At 40.3% G+C, this 25,371-nt stretch carries 21 protein-coding genes, 2 tRNA genes and 1 pseudogene; 11 read left to right on the top strand and 13 right to left on the bottom strand.

Annotated features, from left to right (window positions below):
* Window positions 1–75 precede the first annotated feature (75 nt).
* The 3 genes from DBR40_RS20630 to DBR40_RS20620 all read right to left on the bottom strand — a co-directional run bounded on the left by DBR40_RS20630 (window position 76) and on the right by DBR40_RS20620 (window position 6,243).
* Window positions 76–2,994: a triple tyrosine motif-containing protein gene (locus DBR40_RS20630; RefSeq protein WP_124561644.1), complete on the bottom strand. Its 2,919-nt coding sequence runs from the start codon at window positions 2,992–2,994 to the stop codon at window positions 76–78.
* Between the two features lie 285 nt (window positions 2,995–3,279).
* Window positions 3,280–3,942, bottom strand: a complete 663-nt coding sequence (locus DBR40_RS20625) for a GDSL-type esterase/lipase family protein (protein WP_124561643.1) — start codon at window positions 3,940–3,942, stop codon at window positions 3,280–3,282.
* A gap of 207 nt (window positions 3,943–4,149) precedes the next feature.
* Window positions 4,150–6,243: an FUSC family protein gene (locus DBR40_RS20620; protein WP_124561642.1), complete on the bottom strand. Its 2,094-nt coding sequence runs from the start codon at window positions 6,241–6,243 to the stop codon at window positions 4,150–4,152.
* A 391-nt stretch (window positions 6,244–6,634) separates the two neighbouring features.
* Here DBR40_RS20620 and DBR40_RS27295 point away from each other — a divergent pair, with 391 nt between their 5' ends.
* From DBR40_RS27295 to DBR40_RS20585, 8 genes are all read left to right on the top strand, one after another.
* Window positions 6,635–6,799, top strand: coding sequence for an AHH domain-containing protein (locus tag DBR40_RS27295; protein ID WP_410522641.1), 165 nt, complete (start codon window positions 6,635–6,637; stop codon window positions 6,797–6,799).
* A complete protein-coding gene (locus DBR40_RS26750; RefSeq protein WP_158674091.1) occupies window positions 6,780–6,941 on the top strand; it encodes a hypothetical protein in 162 nt (53 codons plus the stop codon). The genes DBR40_RS27295 and DBR40_RS26750 overlap by 20 nt, the downstream gene beginning before the upstream one ends.
* Before the next feature lie 15 nt (window positions 6,942–6,956).
* Window positions 6,957–7,175: a hypothetical protein gene (locus DBR40_RS20610; protein WP_124561640.1), complete on the top strand. Its 219-nt coding sequence runs from the start codon at window positions 6,957–6,959 to the stop codon at window positions 7,173–7,175.
* Between the two features lie 262 nt (window positions 7,176–7,437).
* Window positions 7,438–8,517 carry an FISUMP domain-containing protein gene (locus tag DBR40_RS20605; RefSeq protein WP_124561639.1) on the top strand — a complete coding sequence of 360 codons (1,080 nt, stop codon included), beginning with the start codon at window positions 7,438–7,440 and terminating at the stop codon, window positions 8,515–8,517.
* Window positions 8,518–8,897: 380 nt separating this feature from the next.
* Complete coding sequence (locus DBR40_RS20600) at window positions 8,898–9,548, top strand: DUF4279 domain-containing protein (protein ID WP_124561638.1); 651 nt, start codon at window positions 8,898–8,900, stop codon at window positions 9,546–9,548.
* Between the two features lie 41 nt (window positions 9,549–9,589).
* On the top strand, window positions 9,590–9,982 hold the full coding sequence (locus tag DBR40_RS20595; RefSeq protein ID WP_124561637.1) for a hypothetical protein: 393 nt from the start codon (window positions 9,590–9,592) through the stop codon (window positions 9,980–9,982).
* Window positions 9,983–10,071: 89 nt separating this feature from the next.
* On the top strand, window positions 10,072–10,419 hold the full coding sequence (locus tag DBR40_RS20590) for a hypothetical protein (RefSeq protein ID WP_199748397.1): 348 nt from the start codon (window positions 10,072–10,074) through the stop codon (window positions 10,417–10,419).
* Window positions 10,420–10,490: 71 nt separating this feature from the next.
* On the top strand, window positions 10,491–13,238 hold the full coding sequence (locus DBR40_RS20585; RefSeq protein WP_233603949.1) for a DEAD/DEAH box helicase family protein: 2,748 nt from the start codon (window positions 10,491–10,493) through the stop codon (window positions 13,236–13,238).
* Window positions 13,239–13,476: 238 nt separating this feature from the next.
* On the opposite strand, the gene DBR40_RS20580 is transcribed toward DBR40_RS20585, so the two are convergent.
* From DBR40_RS20580 to DBR40_RS20565, 4 genes are all read right to left on the bottom strand, one after another.
* On the bottom strand, window positions 13,477–13,839 hold the full coding sequence (locus DBR40_RS20580; RefSeq protein WP_124561636.1) for a hypothetical protein: 363 nt from the start codon (window positions 13,837–13,839) through the stop codon (window positions 13,477–13,479).
* A gap of 164 nt (window positions 13,840–14,003) precedes the next feature.
* A complete protein-coding gene (locus DBR40_RS20575) occupies window positions 14,004–16,451 on the bottom strand; it encodes an outer membrane beta-barrel protein (protein ID WP_124561635.1) in 2,448 nt (815 codons plus the stop codon).
* Window positions 16,452–16,531: 80 nt separating this feature from the next.
* Entirely contained in the window at window positions 16,532–18,274 is a 1,743-nt protein-coding gene (locus DBR40_RS20570) for a PspC domain-containing protein (RefSeq protein ID WP_124561634.1), read from the bottom strand.
* A gap of 17 nt (window positions 18,275–18,291) precedes the next feature.
* Window positions 18,292–18,627, bottom strand: a complete 336-nt coding sequence (locus DBR40_RS20565; RefSeq protein WP_124561633.1) for a PadR family transcriptional regulator — start codon at window positions 18,625–18,627, stop codon at window positions 18,292–18,294.
* A gap of 395 nt (window positions 18,628–19,022) precedes the next feature.
* Between DBR40_RS20565 and DBR40_RS20560 the strand changes: the two genes are divergently transcribed.
* Both DBR40_RS20560 and DBR40_RS26745 read left to right on the top strand, forming a co-directional pair.
* Complete coding sequence (locus DBR40_RS20560) at window positions 19,023–20,477, top strand: amino acid permease (RefSeq protein WP_124561632.1); 1,455 nt, start codon at window positions 19,023–19,025, stop codon at window positions 20,475–20,477.
* Window positions 20,478–20,704: 227 nt separating this feature from the next.
* Window positions 20,705–20,869, top strand: coding sequence for a hypothetical protein (locus tag DBR40_RS26745; protein ID WP_158674090.1), 165 nt, complete (start codon window positions 20,705–20,707; stop codon window positions 20,867–20,869).
* A 15-nt stretch (window positions 20,870–20,884) separates the two neighbouring features.
* On the opposite strand, the gene DBR40_RS20555 is transcribed toward DBR40_RS26745, so the two are convergent.
* From DBR40_RS20555 to recO, 6 genes are all read right to left on the bottom strand, one after another.
* Window positions 20,885–21,781, bottom strand: coding sequence for an NAD(P)/FAD-dependent oxidoreductase (locus DBR40_RS20555; RefSeq protein WP_124561631.1), 897 nt, complete (start codon window positions 21,779–21,781; stop codon window positions 20,885–20,887).
* 68 nt (window positions 21,782–21,849) lie between these two features.
* The gene (locus DBR40_RS20550) at window positions 21,850–22,476 is read right to left on the bottom strand and encodes a class I SAM-dependent methyltransferase (RefSeq protein WP_124561630.1); all 627 of its coding nucleotides are present in this window, start codon (window positions 22,474–22,476) and stop codon (window positions 21,850–21,852) included.
* 84 nt (window positions 22,477–22,560) lie between these two features.
* A complete protein-coding gene (locus DBR40_RS20545) occupies window positions 22,561–23,472 on the bottom strand; it encodes a UbiA family prenyltransferase (RefSeq protein WP_124561629.1) in 912 nt (303 codons plus the stop codon).
* Window positions 23,473–23,771: 299 nt separating this feature from the next.
* Window positions 23,772–23,849 (bottom strand) — tRNA-Val (locus tag DBR40_RS20540).
* Between the two features lie 45 nt (window positions 23,850–23,894).
* A tRNA-Val gene (locus DBR40_RS20535) sits at window positions 23,895–23,972 on the bottom strand.
* A 93-nt stretch (window positions 23,973–24,065) separates the two neighbouring features.
* Window positions 24,066–24,791, bottom strand: a complete 726-nt coding sequence (gene recO, locus DBR40_RS20530) for a DNA repair protein RecO (protein WP_124561628.1) — start codon at window positions 24,789–24,791, stop codon at window positions 24,066–24,068.
* 121 nt (window positions 24,792–24,912) lie between these two features.
* Here recO and DBR40_RS26905 point away from each other — a divergent pair.
* A pseudogene (locus tag DBR40_RS26905) lies at window positions 24,913–25,371 on the top strand (Fis family transcriptional regulator); the annotation flags it as partial.

Raw genomic sequence — 25,371 nt, 5'->3', positions numbered from 1 at the left:
AATTGTAAAAAACTGTCTTACAGCTATTTAAATTTTTTAACAAAAAAAGTCAACAATTGTAACAAAAACACCGGTTTAAGGCGTTTTTTGGCGTGCTATTTCGATCAGGAACTCGTATAAATTGGTTTCGGGCTTTAGCTGAAGCTTCTTTCTTAGGCGATAACGGCCTACTTCGATAGCCTTAATGGTTACATTCATCAGCTGCGCCATTTCTTTTGAAGAAAGGTTCATAGATAAATAAGCACAGAACTTCAGATCGTTCTGGCTCAGATCGTGATAAAGGTCTTTAAGCCGCGTAAAGAACTCGGTGTTTACGTGGTTAAAGTGCACGCTCATGTGATCAAGCTCCTGGTCTTTCTTTTCTACATCTTTAATCAGCCTGATCAGGTGCCTGAAACTTGGCGAGCTTTCGTTAAGATCGTGGTTTTTAATTACGGCCGATATTACTTCTTTAATTTTGGCCAGCACCTTGCCACGCTGTACCAGGTGCATGGTCATGGTCGAAAGTTCTTTGTTTTTATAATTTACATCAGCTTCGAGCTTTTCGTTCTGGAGCCTTACAATTTCTTTTTCGTTCCTATCCAGCTCCAGCTGGTGCAAGTAGCTCATTCGTTCCTGTTCCTTAATGTGTTTCTTTTTTTGCCACCTGATGATCAGTCGTAAAGCCATGACAATTAAGATCAGGTAAAAAATCCGCATCCAAATGGTATTGTACCAGGCAGGCAGTACTATAAAAGTATAGCTCACCACTTCCGATTCGTTATTTACCTCTGTACTGGCCTTAATATTAAAGGTATATTTTCCGGCAGGTAAATTGGTATAGTCTTTTTCGCTTTTAGTACCCCATGCCGACCATTCGCTGTCAAAGCCGATAAGCTGGTAACTGAATTTAATATTCTTATCGTGCTCAAAAAGTGTAGAGGCATACTCGAAATGGATCGAATTTAAACTGTAAACGTATTCGGGTATCTCGTGCAGGTCCTGCTTACCCACAATAGTGCCCTTGTTTACAAAATAGCCCCCAAAAACCACACTGTCTTTATTGCCCATTAATTTAACAGTGCCCAGCACTACATTTGGCCGGGTTATATTCTGAATGTATTTTTGGTAGTTGATGTGATAAGCCCCTTTATTAGCCCCAATAAATATGTTTTTGCTATCGGGTGTATATATCGATTCGAAACCACCAACCACTTTGCCATTTAGCTCGGGTAAGTATAAAATACTGAAGGCATTTTTGCCCTGGGGCCTGTGAAAATCGATTACCCCTACCTTTTTGTTGGTAACAAACCAGATATTGCCGTCGTTATCTTCTTTGAGGTATTGAATGGGAATTCCATTTAGTGCCGAACCTAACAACTTAAACCGGATAAACTTTTTACTTGCAGCATTGTATTCAAAAATACCGCTGGTGGTTGCAATTACTACCCTGTTTTTAATGTGGAACACGTAATTATAGAGCTTTGTAGGCAATCCATCCCGATCGGAGAATAACATAGTACGCAGGATGCTTTTATGATCGGACTTTAGTTCTATTTTATACACGCCATGATAAGGGTGCGAAGCCCAGATCTGATCGGGATTATTATTATCGGCAACAATAAAGCGCAGGGTTTCGTTAATTCCAGCAATTTTACCACCACTAACAAAGCGGTTTCCATTATAGGTTATTTCCTGCAACCCAGCGTAGGTACCGGCTATAACTTCTTTGCTCGGATAAACATTATCCATGGTTTGGTACATCCAGGTGCCAATCAGGCTGTAAAGCGGGGTCGCGATATTATCTTTTACCAACAGGGTACCGTCTTCATGTGCCATTAGCAGCTGGTTGTTAATTTCATCCAGCCCCCACACCTGCCCTTTGCTGTTCTTTACTTCCTCAAAATTGGCCGGCGAATAGCTTAAATCGGGCATAGCCGTATTAATTTTTGCCCTGTACAAACCATTAGAGGTACCAATGTATATAGACTGATCATATTTACGAAAAGCGTAACTGGTAATTTGCTTATTGCGGTCGGGGAAAATGCTTTTAACGGCACTGTTTATGGCTACATAGGCAATTCCATCATCGAGGGCCAGCCACATGTTCTTATCCTTATCGAGCAGTATTCCCCTTACATTATTGTTTTGTAAGCCTTCTTTATAATTGTACTTCTGCACTAGGTTGCCCTGCTTGTTCATGATGTACACCCCGCCAGAAGTGGTGGCCACACCATATAAATCGGGACTGATTTGAGTGGTAAAATAAATCCGTTCGTTTAAAAAAACCTGATCTAAACTGGTTTTTAAAGGCTTTAACTGATGGTTAACCACAAGAAAGAATCCCTTTTTTAACATCGAAACCAATAAAGTATCGCCACCATAAGGCAGCACCGCTGTAATACCCGAGCGGTTTAAAGCACTGTCTACACAAAATGGCTTCCACATCTCATGGTCGTAAATCATCAGTCCCGAATCAGAAGATTGCGAAAAAACCTTGCCTCTTGCAGCGCCCATAAATAGCCAGGTGGTATTGGTTTTATAGCTTTTAATTACCCCGTCTTTATAATGCAAAATAGCATGTATCGACCTAAAAAACACTTCATCGCGAACGATAGAAACGCCCCAGATATCGGCCAGTTTCCGCATGTTTTCTGGCAACAGGTTTAGCAGCGAAGTATATTTTAAAACACCTTGTGCATTGGGATAGAAATAACCAAATTCATCCTGACCGCCTACATAAATGCGGTTTTTAGAATCAATGCCCACCGAACGGACCGAAGTAAAGTTGGGTAACCTGAACAGGTTCCAATAGCGGCCGTTAAAAGTAAGTAAGCCCTCGTTGTTACCAAAATAGAGTATCCCGTTTTTATCTTGCTCTACATCCCAGTTCTGAATACCGCCATTGTACTGCTCGTTATTGTAATTTACTACCTGCGGAATGCCCAATAATACCTGGGTTCGGGCACAATAAGCAATTAGCAAGAATAATATAGCTAGTAGAGGTTTCTTCATTTAGGTTAGGGGACGGTTAAAACGCAATAATAAATATATAATTTTAATTCCGGTTAGCCGTGTTTAGATTTCGACCTCAGATTGCCTGCTTGCGCGCATACTATTGGTCGGGATTTTTAATTCCGGCCAGAGACATGTCACCTAAGTCCATTTCCGCTTGCGCGCGTTTCTAACGCGTGAAGAAATAGCTTAACGATTTATCGTACCAATCATTTTTTACCCCCCCTCAGACACCTAAGAACACCCAAGTTTTCTGCTTTAGTCTTTTTGCTTTAAGCTTTCAGTTTAGTCTTTCAACAAGTGTGGCTTAACAGCTTTTTTCCAGATCGCGTAACCGGCGGCATTCATGTGCAGCATATCGCCAACAAACAGTTCGGGACGCAACTGGCCATTTTTGGTGAGCATTAATGGGTATATGTTAACAAATTTGGTATTGGCTTCGCCAGCAAAAAACTTTTGGATTAAAGCGTTTGAGGCTACAGCTTTCTCTTTAAATTTATCGCGACTGGGACTGGGTTTAATCGAAATATATACAATAGGTACTGTTGGCAATTTTGCCCTGATGGCTTTGTATAGGTTAATGGTTCGGTTCAATACCGTATCGGGTGTTACAGCATCGTTAGGCAGGTCGTTTTCGCCTACATAAAGCACGATTTGTTTAGGTTGATACGGAAAAACAACATCGTTTAAATAATAGGTGATGTCGTTAATTACTGCGCCTCCAATTCCGCGGTTTAAGGCATTGTATTTAGCAAAAAGCTGAGTACAATCGTCCCATTTGCGTATGGATGAGCTTCCTACAAAAAGTACGGGGTTTACAGGTGGCTTATACATTTGATCGTACTTTTTAATCACCTGAACATCATCCCAGAAATTGGGTTTGTTTTGGGCAAAGGCTGTTAGGGTTAAAAAAGAGAGGCAAAGCAGAACGAAGGATAATCTTTTCATATTATTTTGTATTAAACCGGGCACAATATAGCATTATACCGGTGGCGGTGGTTAAATCAAACAAATTTATTACGGCTGTTTTATTGGGGTTGCTACGGATACAGGGATTAGACACGGAAAGAACAGAGAAAAGCACAGAGGGTACAAAGTATAATAGATATAAGGGCGCAAAAATCATCCGTGTTACACCGTGCACCTGTGTCTGTTTTAACCGCAAAGTACGCTCCGTGTCACAGCCTCATTAAAACCCGCTGATAAAGCGGCAATATGCGCTAGTTTTTGTGGAGTAGAGTGCTCATTGTAAAGCTCAGTTTCGGCCATTGGCAAAACTTTAATTTCCTTTGCATTACCGCCATCTGGCCCGCCTGTTAAATCGGCTACAATCTGCCCTACCAAAAGCAAATCGGTTTGTTCTGCCTTGTGGTTAAGCGAAAGGTATATTGAGGTAATGATGGCATTGATCTGGTAAATGGTAGATTGGACACCATAAAGTCCGTTAAAATCGATGTGTTTCTGCATGGGCTCCTGCCGGGCCGATTCGATCGCCTCGCTCAATGCCGACAAGCTCAGATTCGCATTTTTACGAGCCATACGCGACTGATTTTCATCGCGTTCGGCCCTGTTTTGAATGGCTACCTGCAAATAATTACGACTGGCCTGCGATGCGTTGACAATTTTAGCCTTCAGCTGACGGCCATCCCATATCGGAAACAGGTAAGTGGCAAAAATGGCAATTACACAGCCCATCAGCGTAAACATAATGCGATCATGTACAATATGATCGAAATGCCCCTGATAACTACCCAGTGTTAAAATTACTGCAGGGGTAATAAACAGTACGCTAATGGTGTAGTTTAGACGGTTAAAAGCATAAAAGCCGAGTAAAAAGATTACCGAAAAAGATAGCAGCACCACCGGGCTTTTAACCAGATAAACCAAAACCAGGCCAATAGCCACCCCTCCAAGGCTTCCTTTTAAACGTTGCAGGTTGCGTTTCCAGGTAATCGAAAACTTGGGCCTTGCCACAATCACCAGCGTTAAAAACAGCCAGTAACTATATTTGCTGGGTTCGAGCTGCCAGATCAATAAAAAGCCAAAAAGGAAACAGATGGCCAGCCGCAGCGAAAACCTGAATATCGGCGATTTTAAGGTAAGATGTTCTTTAACCGAAAAGCGGTCGCCGGTAATAAACAAGGGGTATGCAATGGTATCGCTCAGTTCCTGCAGGTGTTTTTGGGGCATGCGCTCATTACCTCGTATCATTTCGATAATGCGTACAATATCGTTCATGTTGGCCATTACTTTGAGTACAATGAGTCGCTGGGTTTCGTTTAAACGTTCCAGCTCCTGTAACAGCAGTACCCGGTTTTGGTGGTAGGCCATATTGGTGGCTACCTCGCCTTTGTAAGCTTTGGCCGAGCGCACATGTCGCCCCAGTTGCTCCAGTTCTTTGGCTAAAAGTTCAATTAGTGTGGCAATCAGTTGCAGGCTTTGGCCCCCATCGAGGGTTTTGCGTACCAGGCCATAATCGTAATGCACTGCATTTAACTGCTCGTATAAATCGATCAGCAAACGGGCCCTTTCTAACAGCAACTGCCCTTTTGCATTATTGGGGTTCATGGCATACTTATCGGTAAGCAGCAAATTGCGAATCAGCTCGTGTTTCTGGTTTACCATAATGTGCAGCTTAATGGCTTCTTTTTGTTGCAAATCGAGCGGTACGTTTACATCGTAATTTTTAGCTTTAATATGCAGAAACTCGGCACTGCTCATTAAGCATTCGAAAATGGCGTGGTGCAACGAGCGGTAAGGCCTGATGAGGATCTGGATTAAACTGATTACATAATACCAAACCCCACCTATTAAAATGCAGGTACTAAAATACAGTGGACGGGCGGGTTGTAAGCCCATGGTAAAGGTGCACACAATTAAAGCCATAGTACCAATTAACGCCAGTTTCTGCCCGTAAACAGCAAACATCGAAAAGCTAAAGGCCGCCAGCACCACCACAGTAGCACTGAGATACACCCGATCCAATACCGACGATACTACCAGCGTGGTTAAAAAGAATACCGAAATACTCCACAATGCGGTTTTGAGTTTGTTTAAACGGTTATCGGGTAAATCAGTCAGGCTAATAAGCAAAGCCCCTACCCCAATCCCCTTTGCGGCATCGGGATTACCCAGATAAAAAAACAGGATAATGGGCAACACAACTGTAATGGTGGTGCGCAGTGCATCAGAAAAATATTCGCCCAAAAAGAAATATGTAATGGTAGAGCCGATACTGTTTTTGCCCATGTATTAATGTAATGAATGCTGATAAAGTTATAAACACTACAAAGGTACAGATTTATAATGCATGCATATTAAATTGTGCCATAAAACCAGATACTGATTCGTTCTTTGGACTTTTGCAAAATTCAGATCTAGTGAAAAGGTTAACTGTTTAAATTGGTTAAGCGGTTAACTGTAAAAGGCAAGCTGTTAAGTCTGCGTTCGCACAGATTATCGCAAACCTTTCTCTGCGTACTCCGCGTCTTTTTCTCTGTGTGCTTTGCGGTTAAAAATGATACAGGCACAACTCAACCCCAAAGCTCCTCTTCTTCATTATTTAGTGAAAGGCGATCTAAGACAAGCATATCATTCCATGGGCAAAATCCGGGCATAGAGCAATTCAAAAAGCTGCTAAATCAAAAAAAATTTTCATATGAATGAGGCTTTGAACGGAATTCTCTTAAATTCCCTTGTTCATAATGGGAGCCATGCCAATTATGATAACTTAGTACAACTTAAGCTTGATCAGATTAATGTTAATCTCTCTCCTAAAGAAACATATGATGAATACCCCCTTTGAACAAGCCAAACTGGCCTTTGATAAACTTTGTGCCTTATATAACCTACCTAAAATACCCGAAGATTTGGCACAGTTTGAAGCTTATTATGAACATAAGGGAATTGATGCACCCACTCAGTATATGAGGAGGCTGCATTGTTAAAATTTCTCGAACCACATGACGACCCCAGAGGGGGTAATATTGCTTGCCGTTTTCCATATAAAAAATGATATTGGTGTTGGTTTGAAGGATGTTTTTATACAAGCGTTTGGTAAGTTACCCGCAATACCAAGATTAGGAATAAAAGGCGAAGGACTTGATACCGAGATTATTTTTATAAAAGACAATGAAAACTGGTTTGATTTAGGCTTTAAGGTAATGATGCAGTTAAGTTAAGCATATACTTTAACCGTCAGAAACACGGAAAATATTGCTCAAACTACCATCAATGCTCGAGTTTAGGTGAGACATTAAGTTAAACTAATTCATGCCCGCTCTTCAAAGAGAATTTAAACCATATTGATGTATTAAGCTTACATGTGCTGAAATGCCTTATATGCCCCCCTGACTTCGAACTAAAAAATATACCCATTAAATGGTATTGATGCTGAGTAGGGTGTTTGGGAAATTTGCCTGCAATAAACAAACAATTTAGGGCATGAAAATAAACAAACTCCTGCTAATGGCACCAGTGCTTGTGCTATTGGCAACAGCCTCGGGTATAGTGGCGCAGGTAAAGAAACCGGCAGCCAAAGCAGCTGTTCCGGCTAAAACCAAATACGGGGCTTTAGCGATCGACCGGTCAAATGGTTTTTATTATGGCTTTTCATTCGATCAGCCAAACCTTGCCGAAGCCGAAAAAAGAGCTGTTCATGAATGTAACAAACGTGGCGGAGCTTGCAGTATTGTACTTACTTACTCGGGCACGGGTTGTGCAGCTTACCGCACCATAAATGGTAATGTAGGTACAGCATTTGGCTGGGGCATAGCAAAAACCAAAGAAGAAGCTGATGCAATAGCAATTAAAGAGTGCTTAAAAAGAAGCGGCGGCATTCAACCCAATAACTTTGTGTGGAGTTGTAATGCGGCACAAGCTGCTCCGTTAAAAGAAATATACAATGCCTCGCCCGAAATTACTGGTCCGGTAAAAATTGGTAACCAGGTGTGGACAAGCACCAACTTAAATGTGAGCACCTACAGAAATGGCGAGCAGATTTATTATGCGGCCAACCAGAAAGAATGGGAAAAAGTAAGCAGGGAAAAAATTCCGGCTTACTGTTACCTTAATTTCGACAGCAGCAATGATAAGAAATATGGAAAGCTTTACAACTTTTATGCAGTTACCGATCGTCGCGGTTTAGCACCGGCGGGCTGGCATGTACCTACCAGTAATGAATTCGTAACGCTTATTTCGGCCCTGGGCGGCGAAAAGGTAGCAGGTAAAAAAATGCGTGGTACTAAAGGCTGGGACATACAAGATTCGTACAAGTTTGCACATGGCAATGGTGATAACTCATCAGGCCTTAATTTACTAACCAACGGAAGTGCCGGCGGCGATGAATATGGCGGTGGCCAATCTTTCAAATACGGCATATGGTTAAGTTACTGGTGGTCGGCCAGTACCAAATCAATTGGCGACAGCTTTGCCTATTACCTTGATTTTAACAAATACAGCGAACCGCGTGTAACCGATTACAGCAAAACCACTGGCTGTGCTGTAAGGCTGGTAAAAGATTAATTGCCCGTATCGCAATAATGCTCAGATTTCGTAACCATAAAGGGTAGAAATCGCCTAATCAACCGGAAATCTTTGAAGATTTCCGGTTGATTTTGTTTAGGGGGATGACCAAATCAAACACCAGTGATTAATTTACCAGGTAAGGCATTGAAGCAAATAGAAGTTGATATGCGGCTTGCCTTATGCCCTTTATCGTCATGGTTTGTAACGAGGACGACCAGGAACAGCGATTTTATCGCTCGCTAATTCCTAATCATTCTTCCGGTAATGCCACAATTAATTATACCGGGCTTTACCACAAACCATTTCGCAAAAATCACCTAAAATCTGCGGGAGAATTTACGGCCTAAATAGTTAACTTTATACTCCAACGCTCATCCATGACAGACGAACAGGTAACAATACTTATTGAAGAAGAATTTAAGGAAAAAACGTTTGCTGTAACCGAACAGTACCTCGAAATCCATCAGCCTATCTATCTCGACAATAAGCTAAAAATTGAAAGAATTGACCGCGATCGCAGCGACAATATCATTGTAGCTTACTTGCCCATACTAAACGAAAGGTTCTATTTCGCAGTGTACCTGAATGGTAAATCGGGCGAAATCATCAATATCGAAACAGAGCCCTACCATTGCGTGTATTTTTTCGTTACTTCAGAAAAACTGACAGCCGCAGAGCTTAAATCAATGACCACCCTGGCAATTTCTACAAGTTGGAATAAAGGCGATTTAAAGCCCAATGGTCGATCAACTTACCAAGTTAGTGCATTGAAAATAATGCCCAACACTGAACCTGATGAATTTGAAGATAAACTGGATAACTTGTTAACCTGTTTAGAAAAAGACAAAGCAGGCATTACAGAACTGGTAAGCAAAGCGAAGGGCTATATTCAGGTTGCCATGGATATCCACAACGGAAACGGATTAATTGGTGGGCCGCATCTCGATAAAAAAAGTATAGCCAGAATGAGTGACTTAGGCCTATCGATAGATTTCGATCTGTATGTTGGTGGCAAGAGTTTCAAATAAAATATTAGCTTCCATATTTTTTACACAGAATAAAATTTAATATGAGTTGGGACATTGTAATATTTAATTCAAAGCAAAAAATAAATGCCATTGAAGAAGTAGACGAAGCATTACTTGTGGACATAGATTTTAATGCAATGCTAGAGCAGCATTTTAATAACATTACCCGAGACAAAAACCACCGGACAATAAAAGGAGAGAACTATATTATAGATTACTTTACTCACGAAGAACCAGTCAGCAATACAATTTTTCATCTCTATGGTGAACCTGCATTATTTGAATTAATAGGTGTCGCTAAAATTTACAATTGGCAAATATTCGATACAAGCCTTGGAGAAATGCTTGATCTTGAGCATCCGGAAAAGAATGGATATAATGATTTTCAAAATTATTTAAAGAAAATAGTAGACAGTGAAGAAAAGGATTCTTAATAACGTAAGAAACAAGGTTTAAAATAAGTTATGAATATCAATCGGGGAGAATCTTTTTACGACTAAAGGTTATTTGGAAGGATAGTGATATGTTTCAACTAGCGGTTACAGCAACAAATGGAAGATATGGTGGTACAACGGAGGTTTATGATACATCAGCTTCACTTTCGAGCTTTGCAAGATCGCTACTGCATTACCCTACAGATAAAAAAACATTATCACACGAGGCAGGACAAAAAGAATCTTATGCTTACTTTGGTATGAGATTTTATTCGATAGGCAAGACAGGCCTTGTTGGGGTCGAGGTGCATCTGGAAGAATATGTTGCTACTGAGTACCGGGCAGAAGAAAAGGATAAAGTAAAGCTCGAGATTTTAATAGAACCAGCTGCAATTGATAATTTTCAAAAGGGAATTAATCCAACTCGCAATAAGTGAAAACGGTATGGCTACCCTTAATGGCAATAACCATGTGATGCAATAACGCTGCAAATTTTACCTTTTAAACCATGATTGAAGTACCTAAGGCTCCCGTAAAACTGACAACTTACCCAAAAGAAATACAATTTATATCCAGCTGGCGCAAATACCAGCAACGCATACTCGATCATTTAGACGAACATATTGCCGACAGGCATTTGCATATCATAGCCCCACCCGGATCAGGAAAAACTATTTTGGGACTCGAAGTAGCCATCAGGTTAAACAAACCAACCTTAATTCTTGCGCCTACCATTGCTATCCGCAACCAATGGATACAACGTTTCTGTGAACTTTTTCTCCAGGTAAACACCATTCCAGACTGGATTTCGAACGACATCAGAAACCCTAAATTTATGACTGTAGTAACCTACCAGGGATTGCATGCAGCCTGCAACAATCTACAGGAGGACGATAGCGAAACTGAAGAGGAAGAAAATATTTCCCAAACCATAAAATCTTCTAATCCCAATCTGGATAATATTGTAAACAATTTAAAATTACAGCGGGTAAAAACTATTGTAGTTGATGAAGCCCATCACTTAAAAAATGAATGGTGGCAAAACCTAACACAAGTAAAAGAGAAGCTGAAACCGGTTATTATCGGCCTAACAGCAACACCTCCGTATGATGTTAGCCCAAACGAATGGCAACGTTACATAGCATTTAACGGATCGGTTGATGCTGAAATATCGGTACCTGAACTTATTATAGAAGGCGATCTATGCCCTCATCAGGACTACGTTTATTTCACCTTCCCAACCGCAGCTGAAAACGAAAAAATAAGCGCATTCAGAGCGCACATTGAGCAACTCTTTCTGGAGCTCAAAACGGATAAGGTATTAATAAACGCAATTGAAAATCATCCGGTATGGATAAATCCTACTGAACACCTGGAATGGATTTACACCAACTTAGCCTGTTATTCGGCCTGCTTAATTTTTCTTCACGCCAATAACAGGGAAGTAAACCAGCTGCATATTGAAGTAATCGGCGATCAAAAACTGAAAATCCCAACGTTAGATTATAATTGGATGGAAACCCTTCTTGATTTCTATTTATATCAGGAGAAAATACATTTTAAACTTTTTGATGAGCACCGCAAACAGCTGGAAACCAAACTTAAACGTTGTGGAGCCATGGAGAAAAGACAAATCAACTTTAGCAACAATAAAGTGGTAAGCCATTCGCTCACTTCGAGCTTAAGCAAGTTAAACGGTATTGCTGCCATTGTTGATTTTGAATTTAATCAACTGGGGCATGATTTAAGAATGGTTATCTTATCCGATTATATCCGCAAAGAATTTTACCCGAATACCTCAGAGAATAAACTCGAACTGACCAAAATCGGCGTAATTCCAATTTTTGAAAAACTGCGCCGTCAAAATACCATGGGCAGAAAAATTGGAGTGCTTACAGGGTCGATGGTCATTATTCCGGCTTCTGCCTGCCATGTATTTGAAGAAAAGGCCCGGGAACGCGGTATTGCACAAATCAGTTCTACTCCTGTAGCTTTCGATCCAAACTATCACATTATTTATCAGACTGAGCAAATCAAAAATGATTTGATTTATATTGTAACCGAAATTTTTCAGCAAGGGGAAATTGAAATTTTAATCGGAACCAAATCTTTACTGGGCGAAGGCTGGGATGCGCCAGCTATCAATGCTTTAATACTTGCCAGTTTTGTCGGCTCTTTTGTTTCTTCTAATCAAATGCGTGGCAGAGCCATAAGAACACAGCATGGTAATACCGGTAAAACGGGTAATATCTGGCATCTGGCTACAATCGACCCCACATCTGTAACAGGTGGCAATGATTTTGACTTGTTAAAGAGGCGTTTCAGAAGCTTTGTAGGTATCTCGTTTAAAAAGGAGCCTGGAATTGAAAATGGTATAAACCGTTTAAATTTACCAGAAAACATTATTGAGGAGGCAGAAGCTTTAAAAAAGAACAGCGAAATGTTTGCTTTTGCCGCAGATCGCGTAAGCCTGAAACAGCGATGGCAAGCCGCACTCAGCGAGGGCACAAATTTGGTTGAGGAAATTAAAATTCCTTTCCGCGAAGAGCAGCCTTACCAAGAAGTTAAAGCCATGTACCTCAAGAAAACAATTGCAAATTTGCTGGCAACACTTGGTTCGGGGCTACTGGGTTTTGGTTTCGAAAGCCTCGAAATCCTCGCCCAAAGCGGGAGACATATCAAATCGACAGATCAACTCTATTTCATCCTCGGGATTATCGGCACATTCGGAATACTCATTTTCGGCAGGCTAACCTTCAAAACCTTAAGGCTTTATTTAAAATACCGGGATATTTCAAAAGATATCCAACAAATTGGAGAAGCATTGTTAGCTGGCTTATTAAAAACCGGAATTATCCAAACCGATATTTCGAAAATATATGTTCAAAGCACGGTAGATGAACATGGAGCCATTTTTTGCCATTTGGAAGGTGCATCAACCTTTGAAAAATCGACTTTTATAAACGCACTGCAAGAAATAATTGCGCCAATCGATAATCCACGTTATGTGATCATCAGGAAAAACATATTTATGCTTTTTGCAAAACAAAAAGATTACCATGCCGTACCAGAACTGATTGCAAGAAATAAAAACCTGGCCGAATACTTTAAGCAACAATGGGAGAAACACGTAGGTTCTTGCGATCTGATATTTACCAGAACGCTGGAAGGCCGAAAAATGCTTTTAAAATCAAGAATAAAATCTTTATCAGCACAGTTCCAAAACAAGGTAGAACATGTAAATAAATGGAGATAATGATTAATGAATTATTTATTCTCCTAAAATAGAGCCAATGATGCCCTCCATCGTCATCGTTTGTAACGACCGGAAAGAGCGATTTTATCGCAGGTTTCTCTATTTCGATTACTTATTTAATGGAGAGACCCTGAAATAAATTCAAGGTGACGATTGAAAAAGGGTTCAACCCTGGATTTTCACCGCCATGCATAAGCACCCAGCCTTCGGACCTCCGACTCCCGACTTCGGACTAAGTTCACTCTGTTAACTTCTTCTTAATCCCTTCAGTTAGCTTTTTAATTTGCATGTATCCTGCCAAAGAGCTATTTCTTTTATCGAAACTGATGCTCAACGAACCTTTTTGTGCTTTCAGGTTAAACTTATCGCTGCCGTTTAAATTAACAAACAAATCGATATGCTGATCTAGTGGAAGTTCATTATCCAGGGCACTATCGAGGTATTTCTCCAGCTTAGCTGTTTTATTTTCGGCGTATTTGGCTTCAAACTTAAAATTAGTGTCATTATCCGTGGTACTAAGGGATAAGTGACCACCGCTATTGCGACAGCCAAAGGTTAAAGCAGCAAATAAGATTGCGATGAGGTGTAGTTTATATTTCATAGTTGTATCGGTATTTGGTTAATTGTTGAAATTGGTTAATTGTAGTGCGCGTGTTTTTCATACCCCTGCCCCTTCAAAGGGGGACAAGATCCCGGATAATAAGTTCCCGATTATCGACTCAAGACTGGTGACTCAGGACTCCAAGCTCTGAACTCCAAACTTCCCTACTCTCCTGCCCGGCCTTTAATATCATCCGTAGCGGTATTTCTCGATCGGGCAGATTTTACATTCTGGTTTCCGAAGTTATAACTGATACTGAAATTGGCCCTACGACTGGTGTAGCGGTTCACCACTTGCATGTTAATGTTCTGGTAAACCAACTTACCTTCCCAATGGTTGGTGAGCAGGATATCATCCATGTTTAAGCGCAGTTTCAGCTTTTTATCCATTAATGTTTTTTGTATCCCTGCATTTAGAGCGCCTTGATAAATGGTAGTTTGCTCTACTCCGCTTACCCTTGGCGAGTTAAGCCAGGCGCTAATTTCGAGACTAAAATTCTGTGGCAGTGTAAAAGAGTTGGAAGTATATAAGTTTACTGCAGCTTTGCCGGCGCTGAAGGCTGCACCTTCGATATTACCATCATTAAACTTGCTGTAATAAACACTTATATTGTTTTGTATGTTCCACCATTTGGCTACCTTAACCGGCACATACAAATCGGCCGAATAGTTTTGTGAGCGGCCCAGGTTCTGACGAATTACGCTAATTACCCGGGTAGCATCATCTTGCTTACTAATTTGCGTAATCATATCGCGGGTATCCGAATAGTTTAAAGAGAACGAAATCTCTTTGTAACTGTAGCTAATCTGGTAGCTATTGGTAAACTGTGGTTTCAGGTAAGGGTTTCCCTGATCAACCGCTAGTGGATCCATATAAAAAACAAAAGGGTTTAGCTGCTGGTAATTTGGCCGGTCTACCCTACGCCCGTAAGAATACCTGATATTGTGGTTTTCGCTAATCTTTTGGTTTACAAATACCGTTGGAAATAAAGAGAGGTAATTGCGTTCAACCGATTTATTATCGGTAACCGAGGTACCGTTAGAGTGGGTATGCTCGGCCCGTAAACCCAGCTGCATTTGCCACAATTTCCACTCTTTAGAGAAACTGCCATAAACCGCATTAATATTTTCTTTGTACACAAAGTTGTTCGATTTGCCCAGGTCGTTCTGCCATATCCCCGCAATCAGCTGCTCTGAAATGAAGTCGTTATTGGTGATTACATAACTACTTTTTAAGCCTGTTTCTAACTTCGTAGTTTTAGAAAGTGGCAAAGTAAAATCTGTTTTGGCTGCATATACTTTAATTTCAGCATCGGTATTGTTGCGTAAGCTGGTTTGGTTGGTTGGGTTGCCGCCTGAATTTAAGTAATTGGCTAAAAAATTCTCGTCCTTTTTATTGCTGAAGCCCGAAAAATCGATGTCGAAAGTTAAGCTCTTACCTTTCTTATCAAAATCGTGCTTAATGTTAAAGTTAGCGGTTAAGTTGCCCACGGGCGAGCTCGAATTGGCATCCTGTAAAATATAACTCTGACTGGCAGCACCGTTTTGCATAGCATTAATATCGGTATTGCTAAAATTGGTCAGCTTTGTGTTTACAGTATTGGCATCGAGCATTACACCAAATACTGTTTTTTCTGAAGCATAATAGTCGGCCCCTATTTTCCCCTGAAAACCAACGCCCTTATTTTTACGGTCGAAATTCTGGGTTAAAGCACTTGCCAATCCGTTTGATAAGGTGGTACGGGTTAAAAAGGTGTTGTTAAACTGCGCTTTCCGTGCTACTGCACCATTACCAAAAATATTCCATTTACCTTGCCTGTGGTTTAAATTCAGGTTTACACCGGCACGGAACAAATCACTGGGCGAATCGGGCATAATACCCTGCCCGGTATTAAAAGAAACCGTTCCATTGGTGCCATAGGCCTTATTTCTTTTTAGCCTAATGTTAATAATACCCGCATTTCCGGCCGCGTCGTACTTAGCCGAAGGGTTGGTAATCAGTTCTATCGTACCAATCTGGTCGCTGCTCATGTTGCTCAACAAGGTGGTAATATCAGCCCCCGAAAGGAAATTGGTTTTGCCATCAATCATCACCACTACACCGCTCTTGTTGTTCAGTTTAATCTGGTCGCTGTTCCGGTCGATTTGTACACCCGGTGCTTTTTCTAAAACTTCTAAAGCCGTACTTCCGGTAGCGGTAAGGCTATTTTCTACATTTAAAACTGTTTTATCGATTTGGTGCTCAATAAATGGCTTACGCCCCTGCACACTTACCTCTTTAAGTTGTTTGCTTACACTTTCCATCGCAATGGCCGGTAATTGTAAATCTTCTTTAAGCAAAAAACGATCTGTTTTTTTGTTTTTAAAACCCACAATTGATATTGATAACAGGTATTCGCCCTCCTTTAGCCCGGCAATCCTAAATTCACCGTCAATATTAGTCGATACACTTTTTGCCAAAGCGGTATCCGGATATTTCAGCACCCGAACCACAGCAAACGACACCGGAACGGTCTTTTCATCAACAACCTTACCTGAAACTGTATTTAATTTTTGGGCAAAAGAAACCCCACATGCCAGCAGGCATGCAATTAGCGTAAATAATGTTTTCATGGTTTTTTCTTTTTAGGTATGTTCGTCATTTCGATGCGATAGCTATCGTATCGAAATGACGAACTCTTTAAGTAATGTAACTATTGTTCTGTTTCGATACCCAACTGTTCTTTAACTTCCTTCATCCTGTTCGATACAGAATCCTGGTAAATGGTATCTGTAGTCCTATCCTTGAGCTGTAATTTTAAATCATGTAATTCTTCTTCCAGTTTTTGCTTTTTAATTGCTTCTTCTTTTAATTCAGCAACGCATTTCAAACCATCATCGGTCATTACCCAAACACTATAATTGTTATGGTCGTTTTCGGTATTGTTACAGCCCCAGGTCCAATAATTGTTAATGTAGCGGTACGAATCTTCTTTCAAAATTAACCTGGTACCTACAGGCACTTCGAGTATTAACCGTACTTCCTGGTTGCGCCAAATGGTTCCTTTTCTCAATTGAAACCTCGGACTAAAAACTAAGGCAGAATCTTTCAACTCGTAAGCATAACTGATGTTCTGGGCATTCTGCAATGCGTTAGAAAAGGTTTTGCCTTGCGATTCATATTTCTGTGTTAAGCGCGAAACACCAGTTTCGCTCTTGTTGATTTCGATACGAATGTGATTTGGCGAAACAAATGGCCCGTCTTCTAAATCTTCAACTACAACCTGGTGCCTGTTATTGGCATCAAGGTGGTAAGCAATGCTATCTTCTTTACTAAAATACTTGCTTTTATCAATATCGATTACATAGGCACCATAGGTTTTCAAATCAACGGTCTGTGTTAATTCTGCATGCTGTTTAAATTCTGATGATATTTTTGCGGCCTGGTACCCTGTAATCGCCACGCCTACCAACCAGATAATTAACAAGGCAAAAGAAAGTGTTTTATTAATAGCCTGTTTGTTAAAGGCCACCCTGATAGAGAAAAGCACCAAAGCTAAAATCGGAATAAACAACACAATAAAAGCACCAAATAAAATTATCCCACGGTTGCCGTCATTTACAATCGAGAATGGGAAATATTCATAAATGCTCGAATCCCAAAAGCCCTGAAAAGCGGCAGTGGTAACAATTAGCGTTAGCAGTAAAAAAGCACCGAAAACCACAATAAAACCTGCAATTACTTTAAAAATCACTTTGCCGGTGCCCGATATAAAACGGCCAAGCCACTCAAAAAACTCACCGATAAAAATACCGAAGCGGGCAAATAAGGGTTGTGCATGTTTGTTAACTTCGCTTAAACGCTCCTTAACCGCCTGCAGCTCTTCATCCAGGTTCTTTTGAAAACCCTGCAGGTTGGCCGGCTCACCTTTCATCTCCATTCTTTCAATGCGCGATTTCGCCTTCGGCATAATAATCCAAAGCAACGCATACACCAACAATCCCGTACCACCCAGAAAAACCGTTAAAATTGTTGCTAACCTAATCCATTTTGCATCGGCATTAACATAATGTGCAATACCGGCACATACCCCTGCAATAACCCGCTCATCCATATCGCGGTATAATTTCTTCTCTGCATACTGATATTCATAAGCACTTTGCGCAACAGGTTCTTCGTCGCCTTCGGCCGTGTTATCAAAATCCTGTACCCTGCCCATCTGTGCAATAACCGAATTTACATTGGCTGCATCAACAACCTGCTTTTTCTGCTCTTCCAGTTGCTCGGTTAACAGTTCGGCAATGCGGTTTTCAATATCTGTTACAATTTCCAGATCGTCGGCATGGTTGGCGAAATACTGCTTCACTTCGTTCAAATACGCCTTTAAGAGTTCGTAGGCACTTTCTTCAATGTGAATAATCGTGTTCCCTATATTTATGATGATGGTCTTTTCCATTTCCTTGTTACTAATGATTATGAATTGGCTCCTTGTTGCGAAACACCTACAGCATAAGCCAGCTCCTGCCAGGTTTGATCTAATTGCGATAAAATGCCTTTGCCTACTTCGGTTAGGGTATAATATTTACGGGGCGGGCCTGAGGTAGATTCTACCCAGTTGTAGCTTAACAAACCATTGTTTTTAAGCCTGGTTAATAATGGATATAATGTGCCCTCAACCACCAATAGTTTTGCCGACCTTAATTCAGCAATAATATCAGAGGCATAAATCTCGCCTCTCGAGATGATTGATAAAACACAGTATTCCAGAATTCCCTTCCGCATTTGTGTTTGCGTATTTTCTGCTATCATAATACAAAGATATATGTTTTATAAACTACCATGCAATACATAGTACTAAATAAAACCTAAACATACTCACAAATATCTGATTATTAGATAATTAATTTTTAATAAATTTTTTGAGATTCAAGAAAAAATCTGAAAAAGATGTAGATTTAGATTATTTTTAGCAAAGCAAGACCAGTAATTCTTCGGTTTCAACAGTCCTGCTATTGCCCATAGTCCCGATTTTTTTTGAAGAAAAAAGCCGGAAGCTATATGCCGCCATCGGGTTTAGTTTGCAGGTCCGGTTGGGCTTGGGTTACAGGTTAGTTAACCAATTTAAACAGTTTGAACAGTTAAACTATATAAATACTATAGAATTAATATATTTTAATAATTTTGCAGCGTCTTAACTTATTTTCATGAAAAAGTCTATTGCCAGCATTGTTGCTGAAGCAAACCAAAGCGGCGAAGGCACGCTTAAAAGAACATTGGGTCCTGTTAACCTCATTTTAATCGGTGTGGGTTTAACCCTCGGTGCCGGTTTATTTTCCATTACCGGTTTAGCGGCCGCCAACCACTCAGGTCCAGCAGTTACCTTATCGTTCGTAATTGCAGCATTAGGTTGTGGTTTTGCGGCGTTGTGTTATGCTGAGTTCGCCTCTATGATTCCCGTTGCGGGCAGTGCTTATACCTACTCTTATGCCACCATGGGTGAGCTTTTTGCCTGGATTATTGGTTGGGATCTGGTGCTCGAATACTCAGTTGGCTGTGCTACCGTGGCCATTAGCTGGTCGCAGTATTTAACCAAATTCTTAGCCAGCTTACATATTTACCTGCCCGCACAGCTCACCCTATCGCCGTTCGAAACAGCTAAACTGGCTGATGGTTCTACCGTAAACGGCATTATTAATATTCCGGCCGCCCTGGTAGTAGTACTTATGACAGCTATCCTCATTCGTGGTACGAAAGGATCGGCTATTGTGAATGGTATTATTGTGTTTTTAAAGGTGGGCGTTGTACTGGTCTTCATTGCACTGGGCTGGCATTATATCGATCCTGCTAATTATCATCCGTACATCCCTCAAAATACCGGCACTTTTGGTCAGTTTGGCTGGAGTGGTGTATTGCGGGGTGCAGGACTGGTGTTTTTCGTATTCATCGGTTTCGATGCTGTAGCTGCTTCAGCTCAGGAAACCAAAAACCCAGCCCGCGATTTACCCATCGGTATTATTGGTTCTCTGGTAGTATGTACTGTTTTATTTGGTTTGTTTGGCCACGTGATGACAGGTTTGGCCAATTATAAAGAATTTGCCAACAGTGGTGCACCTGTAGCCATCGCTATCGAAAAAACACCTTATGCCTGGCTGAGTCAAGCTATTATTTTAGCCATTTTAATTGGCTATACCTCCGTAATCCTGATCGATTTAATGGCGCAATCGCGCATGTTTTATTCTATCAGTAAAGATGGACTGCTCCCCAAAATGTTTTCGGATGTACATACCAAATTTAAAACGCCTTATAAGTCCAACATCATTCTTTGCGTATTTATCGGGTTGTTTGCTGCATTTGTACCCATGAACGTGGTTGGCGAAATGACCAGTATTGGTACGCTATTGGCTTTTCTGATGGTGTGCGTAGGCATACTAATCTTGCGAAAAACCAATCCCGATGCTAAGCGTCCTTTCAAAGTTCCATTGGTTCCGCTAATTCCTATTCTGGGTATATTAACCTGTATTGCTATGATGGTATTTTTACCATGGGAAACCTGGTTAAGACTGGCAGTTTGGTTAATTATTGGATTGGCCATTTACTTTTGGTACGGTAAAAAGAACAGCAAACTGAGGGCAGGCAATGATGAAGTTTCGCCACTTTAGCATCAGCATTTGGGTTCTTAATAAATTCATTATCATATACACGATGCGATTAAGCTGTTTGGTTTTCTGTACAGCTTAATCGCAATATTTTAGTACCATTTCCAATGTGCTTGCGTAAACTGTAAATCGTTGAACATAAACTGCGTAAGTTATTCACAATTCCACATTTTTTAGTTTTTTTGGCTTGGGTTTTGTCTTAAGGTATTTAACCTATAAAACTCAATCTCATGCTCATTAAACTACACACCCCCATATTCAGGTTTTCCAGGCATAAAAGCGAAACCATAAAAAAAACTCCTGTACAGCTTACTAGGGCGCAATGGATTACCGCCGATAGAATTGTAATTGCTGTAATGTTTATTGCCACCATTTTAGGTGCAATTTTATTCTAAATTTCAGATGGACAATCAAAAATCTTCTGAAATCATTTCTTTATTCAGCATTACTGCAGCCATAGTGCCTGTTGCTGTTATTACCGATAACGACCTGAACATGGTTGTGCAATCTCCTGCTGCATAAACTCCTTTTGCAGTAGTTTGCTGCTGCTCATTAACCTTTATCGTATTCAATTCTGTTAGTTCAAAATTTAGCTGCTGATCAAAATCTACCTGCTGTTTTACATCTGCCCTTGCATACACTGCTTTTAGTGCCAATTTTTCTCCATTAGCAAATACTACCTGCTGCAAATCACCATTTGTATGCTCAAATTCAACAATTTCATCTTCTACAATCTGAATTGACTTAGCTTTTAGCTTTTCTGTTTGCTCGGCTGTTAACTCCGATTTACCATTGGTAAGCAGGGTTAAATCCTTATTCCATAAATGGAGGTTTTTAGCCATATCAAAGGCGTGCTCTCCATTCATCATTAATCCAATCTTTTCTCCCTTCACTTCGTAACCATGACAGTAAGGGCAATGGATTACCGAGATAGCCCAGCATTCGGCTAAACCTTTAATATCTGGCAATACGTCTTTTAAGCCTGTTGCAATAATCAATTTTCTAGCCGAAAAACTTTCGCCACTCTCCTGCCCAACTGTAAATCCATTAGTTATTTGGCTGGCGGACGATGCTTTACCTGCCAAAAATTTTACCGTCGGATATTTCAATACCTCAGCTTTGGCCTGGGCCGCAATCTCGGCCGGTTTATCGCCATCGTGTGTTAAAAAATTGTGCGAATGTGGGGTTTGCCGGTTACAGGGCTCGCCACTATCGATAATTAATACCGTTCTTGTTGCCCGGGCTAAAGTAAGCCCGGCAGATAAACCGGCATAACTACCACCAATTATAATTACATCAAAATCCATATCTATTTCTTTGAAACAAAAATCAGCAAAGACTTTATTAAATGCAATAAAGTTGCACTAAACAAGTGTCATTTTTTAAATACCGTGGCCTTAATGAAGCTTCCGTAGTAAAAACGCACTTCCTTCACTTCATAATCTTTACTTAAAAAATAAGGCTGCATATCAATCAGGCTACTGGCTTCTACAATGCGCAGCAGTTTAAAAAACCTATACATCAATTTAAGCAACAGCAATTTCCACCATTTACCATTGTTTTTGTTCAGCGCAAAATCAACTAAAAACCATATCCCGTTTTTCTTCAAACATCCATCTAACAATTCAAATACCTTTCCGGCCCTTTCCATCGAAAAATTATCGAACAGAAATGGAGTAAGCACCACATCAAATTGTGTTTCGGTTGTAAATGTTTCTATGCCCTGGTTTAAAAATACTACTTCGGTGCCGCCATAATTTCTGGCTTTCGAAAGCGCAATCATTTTAGCTGAAATTTCTACATAAACTATTTTTAGCCCGTGGGGGTACACTTTTGCCAGTTCTTCTAAAATCCAACCTGTTCCACCACCTACAATCAGCACATTACTATTTTTTTGGATATAATGCAGTTGATTGACCTGTGCATTTACCTGTGCCTTAAAAAACACCAAACGGCTTAAGGTATCGTAATGTCTGGCTATTCTATCGTAGTTGTTATTCATGTTGGTTAATTGTTTAAATTGTACAAATCGGTTAATCCTATTTACTAAAAATTAACCCGTTAACCGATTACAACAGTCAACCATCTACCTTACAAATTGCATCCCTATTATTCCGCAAAGCGCTTTAAACAAAATTAGTCCATCAATTACCATTAAATAATAAAGTATGTTTTTTCGGCGGTGCATAGAATAGGCCACATAAATGGTCAATATAAACGGTAGCACATTACAGAAAACCAATGGCCAGGCAAAACCTTTATAACTGGCAAATATACCCAGAGATATTAAACCGATAATTAACAGGGGGATCAGGATATTGAAAATAGTTCTTCTTAGTCCATAGCGCACTACAAAAGTCCTTAAATGCCTGTTCGCGTCGGTTGGGTAATCTTTAATATCGAAAATGATGGCATTTACGGTACAAAACATCCAGTTTTTAATAAATAGCCAGGTCCATAATATAGAATCGTGGTAACCTATCCCCGTTTCGATTTTGAGCATGATAAGCGGCAGTACATTGGCACAGCATGCCCATACAAAGCCAATAACAAAAGCCTTTAACCAGCCGGTATTGCGCAGGTTAAATTTCAAAAACGACCGTGGTAACAAGCCATAATACAATCCTCCGGCAGTTACAATAATCAGTATCGCTATCCAGTAGCTTAGTGGCAAGGCCAAAAAGTGATTTAAATTCTGATAAATGAGGTTTACAGCCAGCAACATACAGCTGATAAAAAGTACTGCCTGACTGTAATTAATAAACCGTTTATGCTTAAAATACCACTGGTTACGCGGATTGGTTGTAGATGGCTTTGTAGACACCTTATTATAGGCATAAGTATAATAAATTGTTGGTGCCAGGAAAAGCAGGAGATAATAATTTAACGAGTTAAAAGGCACCCTCAGCTGTACAGTAGCTTCGATGGTTAAGGCAACAGCCAGAATACCAACAAAGTAGTTTCCGAAAAATATGAACCTAATTATTTTACCGAGCATTGCAGCTGTTCTTTATCCGGCCAATTTCGGATATATAATTGAATAAGGTAAATAATTGGGTTAAAATATAACGGATTAGGTTGATGTGTTGCGGCCTTATGCAAATCTCGTTCTCAAATACCGTCTCGAAGTCTCGTCATTTCGAGCGAAGTACAACGCAGCCGAGAAATCTTTTATAGATCTCTCCCCGCCTGTACGGAGAGGCATTCTACTGTGCTTCATCCGATACCAATCAGATCGAGATGACGTTTACCTGGAAAAATCCACAAAAAAAGCCTTCCAGTTATACTGAAAGGCTTTGGTGGGAAATGAGGGGTTCGAACCCCCGACCCCCTCGGTGTAAACGAGGTGCTCTGAACCAGCTGAGCTAATTTCCCTGGTGAGTATTGCAATTAAAAATCTTTTCAACTCCTTGAAAAGATTGGTGGGAAATGAGGGGTTCGAACCCCCGACCCCCTCGGTGTAAACGAGGTGCTCTGAACCAGCTGAGCTAATTTCCCTTTTGTATTTTGTCAATTTAATGCCCCGCTCTCCGTTTGGGAATGCAAATATAGCGCTATAAAACTGTTCTGCAAATCTTTTTTTCTTTTTTTTCAGCTAAGCAAAGTTTCGAGGATTTTATGCGACTGAACAGCGCCAAACGACGCCGTATGTAAGGTATAGAAAACCAATACCTTATCTAACAAAAACCTGCGTTGGCTATTGGCTAATTTTATTTCAGAATTTTTTTCGAGCGGGGTATTAAAAAGCGTAATAAACTGTAAAGCATCGTCTAGTTGCAGGTAATTGGCATGAATGGGCACCCGCGAAAAGAACTCTCCCTCCTGCAAATCGAAGTAAATCTGGTCAGTTCTTCTTTTTTCGTTTGGTGCAAAACCTAAAAAACGGGTCAGCTTTAGCAAAAACGACAGGTGAAAATTCGGACTGATTTCTTCTACCTCATCAAACCAGGCCACCGAATTGAAAATATAATCAAACAGATCTTCATCTGCCGATTGTTGCCTGATGCTCTTATACAATACTTCGTTAAGGAAAATAACGATACTAGTTTTCACCATATCGTAAGGAATGCTCTTAAAAACCGGCGTTTGTCGCACTTCCGATACCCGTTGCATATTGGTATTGGCTTTGTGATACACCACCATATCGAGCAAATGGAGCGACTGGAGCATGTTCATCTTAATCTTCGCCTTTGGCTTTTTAACGCCATTTATCAGGTAAGACTGCATGCCAAATTTATCGGTAAGTACCTGCACAATCACACTACTTTCGCTGTAATTGGTAGTCTTTAAAACAATCCCTCTAACTTTATGCAACATGCGTTTAAAACATTTTTTTCAAAAGTATGTTATTTGTGCAAATTTAATTGTGCAAAAAGTAATCACGTTTTACAAATAAGATTAGTTTTGCCGTTAATATTATCATTAAAAAAAGCTGCACATGTGGGTTAAGCTATCGAGATTTATTCTTCAGAACCGTATCGCAATCATCGTATTTTTTGTTCTCGGAACCATTTTCATGGCCTATCAGGCCAAAAACGTAAAACTCTCTTACACAGGAAGTAAAATATTACCCGTAACCGACAGTGCATTTATTAAATACAATGCCTTCAAAAAAACCTTTGGCGAGGATGGGAGTGTGATGGTTGTGGGGATACAATCGCCCGACATTTTTAAAAAAGATGTTTACAACCGATGGGTAGAACTTTCCAACAGCATCCAGAAATTAAAAGGGATTAAGCAGGTATTATCCTCAGGTAGGATTTTTCAGCTGGAGAAAGATACCGTAAATCAAAAGTTTGTTTTAAAACCAATACCGGGTGGTTTGGTTAAAACCGATATGGAGATGGATTCGATCAAAAATACCATCTACAACAATCTGTCTTGTCCTGAAATAGCT

The organism is Pedobacter sp. KBW01, assembly GCF_003852395.1.
In the GTDB taxonomy this organism is placed as follows: Bacteria; Bacteroidota; Bacteroidia; order Sphingobacteriales; family Sphingobacteriaceae; genus Pedobacter.
Note: the sequence above shows the minus strand (reverse complement) of the source record. Positions and strands in the feature narration are given on the sequence as shown.